Here is a 12,160-nt window from a genome sequence, read left to right as displayed (position 1 = left end):
TGACCTGGCCCTTTGTTCTTCTGAGCGGGTGACGGGAATCGAACCCGCGTAGCTAGTTTGGAAGACTAGTGCTCTACCATTGAGCTACACCCGCAGTGTGCGCCGCAGGTCCGAAGACCGTGGCACGGACAGCATCCTAGCGGGTCGTTCCCGGGGAGCGCACACCACATTCGCCGCCGACGCGCGCGCCGCGCGTCGGGGCCGGCCGGGAGCCGTGCGGAAGACAGCGCATCAGAGGGTCTCCGGGCATGTACCCTACGTGTCGCACCGACGGGGTGTGGCGCAGCTTGGTAGCGCGTCCGCTTTGGGAGCGGAAGGTCGTCGGTTCGAATCCGGCCACCCCGACCACCAGCAGTGCCTCGTACGCGTCCGTGCGAGGACCACCACAAGATCGCGTTGTGGGCTGATTGCCGCTTGCGGTTACTATGCAAGCTGCGTGCCCGTGTGTCTGATGGACCGGGCCGAAGTCCGCTGAACCGCTGAATCGCAGCGTGACGGCAGAATCCCCAGCAGTCAGCCACAAGGAGACCGAACCGTGAAGAGCGCCGTGGAGACCCTGAACCCGACTCGGGTTCGGCTCACTGTTGAGGTGCCCTTCGAGGAGCTCAAGGACAGCCTCGACGCGGCCTACAAGAAGATCAACCAGCAGGTCACGGTGAAGGGCTTCCGCAAGGGCAAGATCCCGGCCCGCGTCATCGACCAGCGCTTCGGCCGCGGTGCGGTGCTGGAGGAGGCCGTCAACGACGCCCTCCCGAAGTTCTACACCGAGGCCGTCAACGAGGCCGACCTGAACCCGCTGGGCCAGCCCGAGGTCGACATCACCGAGCTGAAGGACGGCGAGCTGCTGGCCTTCACCGCCGAGGTCGACGTCCGTCCCGAGATCGAGATCCCGGACTACTCCGGCATCGAGGTCGAGGTCGACGCCGTCGAGGTGTCGGACGAGGACGTCGAGAAGTCGATCGAGCAGCTGCGCGGCCGCTTCGCGTCCACCCAGGACGTCGAGCGCGCGGCGCAGGACGGCGACGTCGTCACCATCGACCTCGAAGCCAAGGTCGAGGGCGAGGTGCTGGAGGACGGCGTCGCTTCCGACGTGGCCTACACCATCGGCTCGGGTGAGCTCCTCGACGGCATCGACGAGGCCGTCAAGGGCCTGGAGGCCGGTGGCGAGGCCACCTTCACCTCCCAGCTGAAGGGCGGCTCCGCCGAGGGCAAGGACGCCGAGGTCACCGTCAAGGTCACCAAGGTCGCCGCCCGTGAGCTGCCGGAGCTGGACGACGAGTTCGCGCAGATGGCGAGCGAGTTCGACTCCCTTGAGGACCTCAAGGCGGACAGCCGCAAGCGCCTTGAGAACATGAAGCAGTACGACCAGGCCACGCAGGCCCAGGAGCGCGTCCTGGAGAAGCTGCTGGAGCTCGTCGAGGTCCCGATCCCCGAGAAGCTGCTCGCGGACGAGGTCCAGACCCGCAAGCACAACCTGGAGCACCACCAGCTCGGCCAGATGGGCCTCTCCATCGAGAAGTACCTGGAGATCCAGGGCAAGACGGTCGAGGAGTTCGACGCCGAGACCGCCGAGCAGGCGATCAAGGGCATCAAGACCCAGTTCGTCCTCGACGCGCTGGTCAACAAGGAGAAGCTGGGCGTCGACCAGGAGGAGCTCACCGAGCACCTCATGCGCCGTGCCGCCTCCTCCGGCATGTCCCCCGACCAGTTCGCCCAGGCCGTCGTCGAGGGCGGCCAGGTCCCGATGCTGGTCGGCGAGGTCGCCCGCGGCAAGGCCCTCGCGGTCGTCGTCGAGGCCGCCAAGGTCGTCGACTCCAACGGCGAGGTCGTCGACCTCTCCGACGACGAGGACGAGACGGCCGCCGACGCCGCCGAGGTCGTCGAGGCCGCCGCTGAGGGCGACGCCGACGAGCAGGCCGAAGAGGCCAAGTAACACCCCGGGCCGAGCCCGCTGAGCAGTGCCACGAAGGGCCCGGACGCCGTCGCGTCCGGGCCCTTCCGCACAGCCCCCGCAGGGCCCCGCTACCTTGCGCTCCCAGCGAACAGTTCGGGAAGCGGGATGGTGTTGTCCGACCTGCGCGTTAGGGTCCATGGATACGAGGGCACGGGAGTACCCGGAAGCAAGCGGACTTGTCCGCACCGCCCGGGCCGCGCCCCAGAAGGAAATGCTGAGACGGCACATAACCGTCGGAGACGAGCAGGTGGATACGTGACGAATCTGATGCCTCACGCCGCGGGTGAGCCGGCCATCGGTGGCGGCCTCGGCGACCATGTCTACAACCGGCTGCTCGGCGAGCGGATCATCTTCCTCGGTCAGCAGGTCGACGACGACATCGCGAACAAGATCACCGCACAGCTCCTGCTCCTGGCCGCCGAGCCGGAGAAGGACATCTACCTGTACATCAACAGCCCCGGCGGCTCCGTGACGGCGGGCATGGCGGTCTACGACACCATGCAGTACATCCCGAACGACGTCGTCACCATCGGTATGGGCATGGCGGCCTCGATGGGCCAGTTCCTGCTCACCGGTGGCGCCAAGGGCAAGCGCTTCGCCCTGCCGAACACCGACATCCTGATGCACCAGGGCTCCGCGGGCATCGGCGGTACCGCCTCGGACATCAAGATCCAGGCCCAGTACCTGCTGCGCACCAAGCAGCGGATGGCCGAGATCACCGCGTTCCACTCGGGCCAGACCGTCGAGGCGATCATCCGCGACGGTGACCGCGACCGTTGGTTCACCTCCGAGGAGGCCAAGGACTACGGCCTCATCGACGAGATCATCTCGGCCGCGTCCAACGTTCCGGGCGGCGGCGGCACCGGGGCCTGATCCCGGTCCCCACCGCAGCACCCCGCAGCCGACAGCCCGCAGAACGCCACAGGATGGTGAACACCCAGATGTATATGAACAACCTCTCTCCCGCGAGCGGCCTCCACACCGGCGCTCAGGTGGACAACCGCTACGTGATCCCGCGCTTCGTCGAGCGCACCTCGCAGGGCGTGCGCGAGTACGACCCGTACGCGAAGCTCTTCGAGGAGCGCGTGATCTTCCTCGGCGTGCAGATCGACGACGCCTCCGCCAACGACGTCATGGCGCAGCTCCTGTGCCTGGAGTCGATGGACCCGGACCGCGACATCTCGATCTACATCAACAGCCCCGGCGGCTCCTTCACCGCGCTGACGGCGATCTACGACACGATGCAGTTCGTGAAGCCGGACATCCAGACGGTCTGCATGGGCCAGGCCGCCTCCGCGGCCGCCGTCCTGCTCGCCGCCGGCACCCCCGGCAAGCGCATGGCCCTGCCGAACGCCCGCGTGCTCATCCACCAGCCGTCCGGCGGCACCGGCCGCGAGCAGCTCTCCGACCTGGAGATCGCGGCCAACGAGATCCTGCGCATGCGCGACCAGCTGGAGTCCATGCTGGCCAAGCACTCGACCACCCCGCTGGAGAAGATCCGCGAGGACATCGAGCGCGACAAGATCCTCACGGCCGAGGACGCGCTGGCGTACGGCCTGATCGACCAGATCATCTCCACCCGCAAGAGCTCGGCCTGATCCTTGCCGCCAGTTGGCGTGGACACGATGCCGCATTCGGCGCTGTGAACCACGTCAAGGGGGCCCCGCACGGGGCCCCCGGCAAGGTACCGTCGGATATGAGGCACCAGGAGCGCTGAACCAGGCGTCTCCCAGGCGAAGGGGAAGCACCTCGTGGCACGCATCGGTGACGGCGGCGACTTGCTCAAGTGCTCGTTCTGCGGAAAGAGCCAGAAGCAGGTGAAGAAGCTCATCGCAGGACCCGGTGTGTACATCTGCGACGAGTGCATCGACCTCTGCAACGAGATCATCGAGGAGGAGCTCGCCGAGACCTCCGAGGTCCGGTGGGAGGAACTCCCCAAGCCTCGTGAGATCTACGAGTTCCTGGAGAGCTACGTCGTCGGCCAGGAGCCGGCGAAGAAGGCGCTCTCCGTCGCGGTGTACAACCACTACAAGCGGGTCCAGGCCGGTGAGAACGGCGGCGCGCAGGGCCGGGAAGACGCGATCGAGCTCGCGAAGTCCAACATCCTGCTGCTGGGGCCGACCGGTTCGGGCAAGACCCTCCTCGCGCAGACGCTCGCGCGCATGCTGAACGTCCCGTTCGCCATCGCCGACGCGACGGCGCTGACGGAGGCCGGCTATGTCGGCGAGGACGTCGAGAACATCCTGTTGAAGCTGATCCAGGCGGCGGACTACGACGTCAAGAAGGCCGAGACCGGGATCATCTACATCGACGAGATCGACAAGGTGGCCCGCAAGAGCGAGAACCCGTCGATCACGCGCGACGTGAGCGGCGAGGGCGTGCAGCAGGCCCTGTTGAAGATCCTGGAGGGCACGACCGCCTCCGTGCCGCCGCAGGGCGGCCGCAAGCACCCGCACCAGGAGTTCATCCAGATCGACACGACCAACGTGCTCTTCATCGTGGGCGGCGCCTTCGCCGGCCTGGAGAAGATCATCGAGTCGCGCGCGGGCGCCAAGGGAATCGGCTTCGGGGCGACGATCCGCTCGAAGCGCGAGATCGAGGCCAGCGACCAGTTCCAGGAGGTCATGCCGGAGGACCTGGTGAAGTTCGGGATGATCCCCGAGTTCATCGGCCGTCTGCCCGTGCTCACCTCGGTGCACAACCTGGACCGCGAGGCGCTGCTCCAGATCCTGATCGAGCCGCGCAACGCGCTCGTGAAGCAGTACCAGCGGCTCTTCGAACTCGACGGTGTGGAGCTGGACTTCGAGCGCGGCGCGCTGGAGGCCATCGCGGACCAGGCCATCCTCCGCCAGACGGGCGCCCGCGGTCTGCGCGCCATCATGGAAGAGGTCCTGATGTCGGTGATGTACGAGGTCCCGTCCCGCAAGGACGTCGCCCGCGTGGTCATCACGGCGGACGTGGTCCGCTCCAACGTCAACCCGACGCTGGTGCCGCGGATCGTCCCCAAGGACCAGGGCCCGCACGAGAAGTCGGCGTGAGCGCGCGGCGGTAGGCAGGCCAGACGTACGGAAGGGGCGCCCCGGACAACCGGGGCGCCCCTTCCGCTCGTTCTGCCCGCCGCCGCTACTTCTTGACGCGCGAGGTGTTGTAGAGCTTCGCGGCGAAGTCCGCGGTCTGCTCCAGGGTGTAGCCCGACTTGCCGGCGATCATGGACGCCATCTCCATGGCCGTGACGGTGCCGAGGGTGCTGTAGTCACCCCAGATGCAGATGGGGAGCGTGAACTCCTTGGGGCCCTTGGTCGAGGGGTCCTTCGAGGTGAACTTGGCCTCCTGGCACTTCATCACGGCGCCCTTGAAGCCGGCCGGCTTCATCGTCTTGGGGCTTCCGATGAGGTCGACCGTGGTCTTGCTGTCGTCCTTGGTGGCCTCCAGCTTGGCCAGGGCGAAGTACGCGTCCACGGACTTCTCCGGGTCGGCGAGCTCGCCGTAGACGCCCGAGAAGTTGAGGAGCTTGCCGGCCAGCGGGTTCTTCGGGTCGCCGGACTGGTAGGTCATGCCCACCTGGGTGGGGTTCTTGACGCCCACCCCCTCGGCTTCCTTCTTGTCCTTGTCGCTGAACTCCGGGTCCTTGAACTTCGGGTCCTTCTTGAAGTCGTCCACCGCTTCCGGGGCGACCAGCTTGTAGCCCTTGGTGTCGGCGGAGATGGCGCTGCCGCCGCCACCGCCCAGGAGGAACCAGCCGCCGCCCGCGATCACCGCGACCGCGAGCACCGAGCACAGGACGACCAGGCCGGCCTTCGACTTCTTCGGCTGCTGCGGGGGCATCGCGCTGTACGGCGGCTGCTGCGGGTAGCCGTACGCCGGCTGCTGCTGCGGGTATCCCTGCGGCGGCACCCCCGGCTGCTGCGGGTACCCGTAGCCCGGCTGCGCGGCGGGCTGCCCGTACGGCCCGGGCGGCGGGGGCGGCTGCTGCCCGTACGGCCCCGGCTGCTGCGGCTGCTGCCCGTACGGGCCCGGCTGCTGCGGCTGCTGTCCGTACGGCCCCGGCTGGTTGTAGCTCATCCCGCGTCCCCCATTGAGGTTGCTTATTCGTTTCACACATCCTGACGGAAGCTCGGGGCGGGCAGGGCGCCGGGCCCCGGGAAGACCGGTTTCATGACTGGACTGTTACCGCTCTAAACTGTGGCTCGTGACCGAGAACACGCAGACACCCAGTGGCCCCAACTCCGAACTGCCGACCCAGTACGCGCCGGCCGAGGTAGAGGGGAAGCTCTACGAGCGCTGGGTGGAGCGCGGTTACTTCACGGCGGACCCCAAGAGCGAGAAGCCCGCCTACACCATCGTCATCCCGCCGCCGAACGTCACCGGCTCCCTGCACCTGGGGCACGCCTTCCAGCACACGCTCATGGACGCCCTGACCCGCCGCAAGCGGATGCAGGGGTACGAGTCCCTCTGGCTGCCCGGCATGGACCACGCCGGCATCGCCACCCAGAACAAGGTCGAGCAGCAGCTCGCCGAGGAGGGCAAGTCCCGCCACGATCTGGGCCGCGAGGAGTTCGTCGAGCGGGTCTGGCAGTGGAAGGAGGAGTACGGCGGCAAGATCCTCGGCCAGATGCGCCGCCTCGGTGACGGCGTGGACTGGTCGCGCGAGCGGTTCACGATGGACGAGGGGCTGTCCAAGGCCGTCCAGACGATCTTCAAGAAGCTCTTCGACGACGGGCTCATCTACCGCGCCGAGCGCATCATCAACTGGTGCCCGCGCTGCCTGACCGCCATCTCGGACATCGAGGTGGAGTACCAGGAGGACGCGGGCGAGCTCGTCTCCATCACCTACGGCGAGGGCGAGGACACCCTGGTCGTCGCGACGACCCGGGCGGAGACGATGCTCGGCGACACGGCCGTCGCCGTCCACCCGGACGACGAGCGGTACGCCCACCTCGTCGGCAAGCAGATCAAGCTGCCGCTGACCGACCGGACCATTCCCGTCGTCGCGGACACGCACGTCGACCCGGAGTTCGGCACCGGCGCCGTCAAGGTGACGCCCGCGCACGACCCGAACGACTTCGCCATCGGGCAGCGCCACGGCCTGCCGAACATGACGATCATGGATGAGCACGGCGTCATCACCGTCCACGGCCCCTTCCTCGGCCTGGACCGCTACGAGGCGCGTTCGGCGGTCGTGGGCGCCCTGCGCGAGCAGGGCCGCATCGTCGCGGAGAAGCGCCCGTACCTGCACTCCGTCGGGCACTGCTCGCGCTGCAGCACCACCGTCGAGCCCCGGCTGTCCCTCCAGTGGTGGGTCAAGGTCGAGACGCTGGCCAAGAACGCCGGCGACGCCGTCCGCGACGGACGGGTCTCGATCCACCCCGAGGAGATGTCCAAGCGCTACTTCGACTGGGTCGACAACCTCAACGACTGGTGCATCTCGCGCCAGCTGTGGTGGGGCCACCGGATCCCGGTCTGGTACGGCCCGGGCGGCGAGGTCGTGTGCGTCGGTCCCGACGAGCAGCCGCCGACGGGAGAGGGCTGGACGCAGGACACCGATGTCCTGGACACCTGGTTCTCGTCCGGCCTGTGGCCCTTCTCGACGCTGGGCTGGCCGGAGCGGACCCCGGACCTGGAGAAGTTCTACTCCACCGACGTCCTGGTCACCGGCCACGACATCATCTTCTTCTGGGTCGCCCGGATGATGATGTTCGGCCTGTACGCCATGGACGGCGAGCCCCCCTTCAAGACGATCGCGCTGACCGGACTGGTCCGTGACGAGCGCGGCAAGAAGATGTCGAAGTCCTTCGGCAACGTCGTCGACCCGCTGGACTGGATGGACAAGTACGGCTCCGACGCCGTCCGCTTCACCCTGGCCAAGGGCGCCAACCCCGGCACCGACGTCCCGATCGGCGAGGACTGGGTCCAGGCGTCCAGCAAGTTCGCCAACAAGATCTGGAACGCCACCCGCTTCGCGCTGATGAACGGCGCGACGATCGAGGGCGAGCTGCCCGCGGTCGAGCGGATGTCGGCGACCGACCGCTGGATCCTCTCGCGTCTGAACAAGACCGTCGCGCAGGTCGACGCGTACTACGAGGACTTCCAGTTCTCCAAGCTCAGCGAATCGCTCTACCACTTCGCGTGGGACGAGGTCTTCGACTGGTACGTCGAGCTGTCGAAGACGACCTTCTTCGCGGGCGGCGAGCAGGCCAAGGTCTCCGCCCGGGTCCTCGGCGAGGTCATCGACGTCATGCTGCGCCTGCTGCACCCGGTGGTCCCCTTCGTCACCGAGACCCTGTGGACCACGCTGACCGGCGGCGAGTCCCTCGTGATCGCCGAGTGGCCGAAGGACAGCGGCTTCCGCGACGACGCCGCCGAGGCCGAGATCGAGAGCATCCAGACCCTCACCAAGGAGGTCCGCCGGTTCCGCAAGGAGCAGGGCCTCGACGACAAGCAGAAGGTCCCGGCCCGTCTGGACCTGGCCGGTACCGTGCTGGCCGCCCATGAGGCCGCCATCCGCCAGGTGCTGCGCCTCCAGCCGGAGGGCGACGCCTTCAGCGCCACCGCGACCCTGCCGGTGGCCGGCGCCACCGTCGCGCTCGACCTGTCGGGCACCATCGACGTGGCCGCCGAGCGCAAGCGCCTGACCAAGGACCTGGGCGCCGCGGAGAAGGAGAAGCAGCAGGCCGAGGCGAAGCTCGGGAACGAGGCGTTCATCGCCAAGGCCCCCGACAACGTCGTGGACAAGATCAAGGGCCGTCTCGCCAAGGCCGAGGCGGACATCACCCGGCTCCAGGCGCAGTTGGACGGCCTGCCGCCGGCCTAGTCCCGGCCGCAGTCCCGGGCGTACGAGCACGGCGAAGGCCCCCGCACCGTCGGTCGGTACGGGGGCCTTCGCCCTGTTCCTTCCCCGCGAGGGGGCCCGCGTCACCCGGGGCGGTCGCCGAACCCCGTGAGGGACCCGCGCCGCCGCCCGTCCGGCGGCGGGGACGGGGGTCCGGGGGCGCCGCTCCCGCGGAGTGCCCCATCTCACCCGACGCCGGGCACGAGGCCGAGCCGATCGAGGACGCCGACCACGGATGATGGAGGGCATGCACGCCAAGCCCGCCGTCCCGGCGCTCCGCCGGGCCATGGCCAACGGCCGCCGGCTCGCCGACGGCTGGGCGGGCTCCCCCCGAGCGCTCGACGTGATCACGGCACTGAGCTGCCTCTGCCTGATGGCACTGGACCTGCCCGGCCTCGCCGCCGCCGACAACTCGCTCAACGGCCCGCTGGCCGCCGTCGTCCTGGCCGCCGGCTGCGCGACCCTGCTGGTGCGGCGCCGGATGCCGTGGATCTCGTACCTGGCCGCGCTGCTCTTCATCGGATGGCTGCACGAGCTGACCCTGGTCCAGTTCGCGCTGTACTCCGTCGGCCGCCACGGCGGCCGCCGGGCCGGGGTCCTCGCCACCCTCGGGTACACCGCTTTCGCGCTGGTGATGTTCTGGGTGCCCGGATGGCCCGGCCCCAGGGGGGAGACGCTCAGCTCCTTCCTGAGCGTGGTCGTGCCCGTCGGGGTCCTCGCCTCGGCGGTCGGCATCGCCGCCTACCGGCGCGACCTCGTGGGGGAGCTCACCGCCCGGCGGGCCGAGTCCGCCGTGCTCCAGGCCGTCCAGCAGGAGCGGACCTCCGTGGCGCGCGATGTCCACGACTTCGTCGGGCGCGAACTGACCCTGCTGACGGTGCGCTCCGAGGTGCTGTCGGCGCGGGCCCGCGAGACGGCGTACGCGAAGGACTTCGAGGAGCTGGCCGACACCGCGCGCCGGGCCCACCTGGTCCTGAACGACATCATCGTGCAGCGGGGGGAGCGGGCCCCCACCCCGGGTGTGGAGGGACTGGCGGCGCTCGCGGAGGAGAGCGGCCGGGCCGGGTCACCCGTACGCCTCGCCATGGACCCGGATGCGGGGGAGCTGTCCCCGCTGCGCCAGGCGGCCGTCTACCGGGTGGTGCAGGAGTGCCTGACCAACGCGGCCAAGCACGCCCGCGGCGAGACCGTCGAGGTGTCGATTGCCGCGGACGGCCCGCTGCTGCGGATCGCCGTGAGCAACGGACTGCCGGCCGGGGCCCAGGGCCGCGCCCCCGTCTCGGCGGGCTCGGGCACGGCGAGCATGTCCGAGCGCGTCCGCAGCCTGGGCGGCACCCTGACGGCCACCCGTACGCAGGAGCGGTACGTGGTGCTGGCGACGCTCCCGCGCGGCTGAGGCCGCGGGGGCCGGAAGTCCTGCCGGTCCGCGTCCGTAGACTGGTCCCGTGAGTGACCAGCAGCCCGAAAGCCACGACCGCGACGACTTCGACGGTGCGGAGATCGCCGGCGACCGATCCGGCGCGTTCGACGAGTTCGACCAGATCGTCGCGGAAGAGTCCGACCGCGACCCCGACCTGGCGGTGATCGAGGCCGGCAGCCGCACCCTGCGGGCCCAGGCCGGCCCGCCGCAGGGCGACCCGGTGCCCGGCGCGCCCGCCGATCCCGAGGCGGCGAAGGCGCTGCTGGAGGTGGAGCAGGAGCTGGCCGGCCGCTGGGGCGAGACCAAGCTGGAGCCGTCCGTGTCGCGTATCGCGGCCCTGATGGACGTGCTGGGCGAGCCGCAGCGCGCGTACCCCTCCATCCACATCACCGGGACCAACGGCAAGACGAGCACGGCCCGCATGATCGAGGCCCTGCTGAACGCCTTCGAGCTGCGCACCGGCCGCTACACCAGCCCGCACGTGCAGTCGATCACCGAGCGGATCAGCCTCGACGGGGCGCCGATCACCCCCGAGCGGTTCGTGGAGACGTACCACGACATCAAGCCGTACGTGGAGATGGTCGACGCCTCCGAGGAGTACCGGCTGTCGTTCTTCGAGGTGCTCACCGGGATGGCGTACGCGGCCTTCGCGGACGCTCCCGTCGACGCCGCCGTGGTCGAGGTCGGCATGGGCGGCAGCTGGGACGCGACGAACGTGATCGACGGCGCCGTCGCCGTGGTCACGCCGATCAGCCTGGACCACACGGACCGGCTCGGCTCCACGCCCGGTGAGATCGCCCAGGAGAAGGGCGGCATCATCAAGCAGGGCGCCACCGTGATCCTGGCGCAGCAGCCGGTGGACGCGGCGCAGGTGCTGCTGAAGAAGGCCGTCGAGGTCGACGCCACGGTGGCCCGCGAGGGCATGGAGTTCGGCGTCGTCTCGCGCGAGGTCGCGGTCGGCGGACAGCAGCTGACACTGCGCGGCGTCGGCGGGGAGTACGGGGACGTCTTCCTGCCCCTGTACGGCGCGCACATGGCGCGCAACGCGGCGGTGGCCCTGGCCGCCGTCGAGGCGTTCTTCGGCGTCGGGCAGGAGCACGCCCGGGCGCTGGACGCGGACACCGTGCGGAAGGCCTTCGCGTCGGTGGCCTCGCCGGGCCGCATGGAGGTCGTGCGGCGCAGCCCCACGGTGGTCCTGGACGCGGCGCACAACCCGGCGGGCGCGGCGGCGACCGCGGAGGCGGTCACCGAGTCGTTCGGTTTCAGCCGGCTGATCGGGGTCGTGGCGGCGAGCGAGGGCAAGGACGTCCGCGGGCTGCTGGAGGCCTTCGAGCCGATCTTCGCCGAAGTGGTGGTCACCGAGAACTCCAGCCACCGGTCGATGGGCGCGGACGAGCTGGCCGCGGCCGCCGTCGAGGTGTTCGGCGTGGACCGGGTGCAGGTGGAGCCCAGGCTGGACGACGCCCTGGAGGCGGCGATCACCCTGGCGGAGGAAGAGGCCGAGTACGGAGGGGCCGGGGTCCTCGTGACCGGTTCCGTGATCACGGTGGGCGAGGCCCGCCTGCTGCTGAAGAGGGGCTGAGGATGCGCACACTGTGTGCGAGCACGCTGATCGGCGAGTTCTTCGTGATCGGCTTCGCGGGCCTGGTGGCCATGAAGGACCCGGAACTGACCCAGACGGCGGTCTGGACGGTCTGCGGGATCACGATGCTGCTCTCCGTCCTGCTGTGCGGGATGCTGTCGCGTCCCGGCGCGGTCCAGCTGGGCTGGGCGCTGCAGATCGGTCTCATCGCCAGCGGCTTCGTCGTTCCGACCATGTTCTTCCTCGGCGCGGCCTTCGCGGCCCTGTGGTGGTGCTCCGTGCACTACGGCCGCAGGATCGACGCGATCAAGGCGGGCTGGGCGGCCGCGCAGGAGGCGCCGGCGGCGCCTGACACGGCGTGACGGGCCCCCTCGG

The 12,160-nt window shown here is 69.5% G+C and carries 9 protein-coding genes and 2 tRNA genes; 9 read left to right on the top strand and 2 right to left on the bottom strand.

Features of this window, described 5'->3' with window-relative positions:
• Nucleotides 1–23: 23 nt before the first annotated feature.
• Nucleotides 24–94 (bottom strand) — tRNA-Gly (locus ACFWUQ_RS17985).
• A 177-nt stretch (nucleotides 95–271) separates the two neighbouring features.
• On the opposite strand from ACFWUQ_RS17985, the gene ACFWUQ_RS17980 reads away from it, so the two are divergent.
• The 5 genes from ACFWUQ_RS17980 to clpX all read left to right on the top strand — a co-directional run bounded on the left by ACFWUQ_RS17980 (nucleotide 272) and on the right by clpX (nucleotide 4,992).
• Nucleotides 272–348 (top strand) — tRNA-Pro (locus ACFWUQ_RS17980).
• Between the two features lie 187 nt (nucleotides 349–535).
• On the top strand, nucleotides 536–1,933 hold the full coding sequence (gene tig, locus ACFWUQ_RS17975; protein ID WP_384538815.1) for a trigger factor: 1,398 nt from the start codon (nucleotides 536–538) through the stop codon (nucleotides 1,931–1,933).
• A gap of 276 nt (nucleotides 1,934–2,209) precedes the next feature.
• Entirely contained in the window at nucleotides 2,210–2,827 is a 618-nt protein-coding gene (locus ACFWUQ_RS17970) for an ATP-dependent Clp protease proteolytic subunit (protein WP_384538813.1), read from the top strand.
• Nucleotides 2,828–2,880: 53 nt separating this feature from the next.
• Nucleotides 2,881–3,552 (top strand): ATP-dependent Clp protease proteolytic subunit, encoded by a 672-nt coding sequence (locus ACFWUQ_RS17965; protein WP_384538811.1) that lies wholly within the window; start codon nucleotides 2,881–2,883, stop codon nucleotides 3,550–3,552.
• A 153-nt stretch (nucleotides 3,553–3,705) separates the two neighbouring features.
• On the top strand, nucleotides 3,706–4,992 hold the full coding sequence (clpX, locus tag ACFWUQ_RS17960; RefSeq protein ID WP_384538810.1) for an ATP-dependent Clp protease ATP-binding subunit ClpX: 1,287 nt from the start codon (nucleotides 3,706–3,708) through the stop codon (nucleotides 4,990–4,992).
• A gap of 85 nt (nucleotides 4,993–5,077) precedes the next feature.
• Here the strand turns inward: clpX and ACFWUQ_RS17955 are convergent, their stop codons facing one another.
• Nucleotides 5,078–6,016 carry a hypothetical protein gene (locus ACFWUQ_RS17955; protein ID WP_384538809.1) on the bottom strand — a complete coding sequence of 313 codons (939 nt, stop codon included), beginning with the start codon at nucleotides 6,014–6,016 and terminating at the stop codon, nucleotides 5,078–5,080.
• Nucleotides 6,017–6,143: 127 nt separating this feature from the next.
• On the opposite strand from ACFWUQ_RS17955, the gene ACFWUQ_RS17950 reads away from it, so the two are divergent.
• From ACFWUQ_RS17950 to ACFWUQ_RS17935, 4 genes are all read left to right on the top strand, one after another.
• Nucleotides 6,144–8,765 carry a valine--tRNA ligase gene (locus ACFWUQ_RS17950; protein ID WP_384538808.1) on the top strand — a complete coding sequence of 874 codons (2,622 nt, stop codon included), beginning with the start codon at nucleotides 6,144–6,146 and terminating at the stop codon, nucleotides 8,763–8,765.
• 265 nt (nucleotides 8,766–9,030) lie between these two features.
• Entirely contained in the window at nucleotides 9,031–10,179 is a 1,149-nt protein-coding gene (locus tag ACFWUQ_RS17945) for a sensor histidine kinase (protein ID WP_384538807.1), read from the top strand.
• 49 nt (nucleotides 10,180–10,228) lie between these two features.
• Nucleotides 10,229–11,785 carry a bifunctional folylpolyglutamate synthase/dihydrofolate synthase gene (locus tag ACFWUQ_RS17940; protein WP_384538806.1) on the top strand — a complete coding sequence of 519 codons (1,557 nt, stop codon included), beginning with the start codon at nucleotides 10,229–10,231 and terminating at the stop codon, nucleotides 11,783–11,785.
• 2 nt (nucleotides 11,786–11,787) lie between these two features.
• Complete coding sequence (locus ACFWUQ_RS17935; protein ID WP_384538805.1) at nucleotides 11,788–12,147, top strand: DUF4233 domain-containing protein; 360 nt, start codon at nucleotides 11,788–11,790, stop codon at nucleotides 12,145–12,147.
• Nucleotides 12,148–12,160 lie beyond the last annotated feature (13 nt).

The organism is Streptomyces sp. NPDC058662 (assembly GCF_042716255.1).
In the GTDB taxonomy this organism is placed as follows: domain Bacteria; phylum Actinomycetota; class Actinomycetes; order Streptomycetales; family Streptomycetaceae; genus Streptomyces.
Note: the sequence above shows the minus strand (reverse complement) of the source record. Positions and strands in the feature narration are given on the sequence as shown.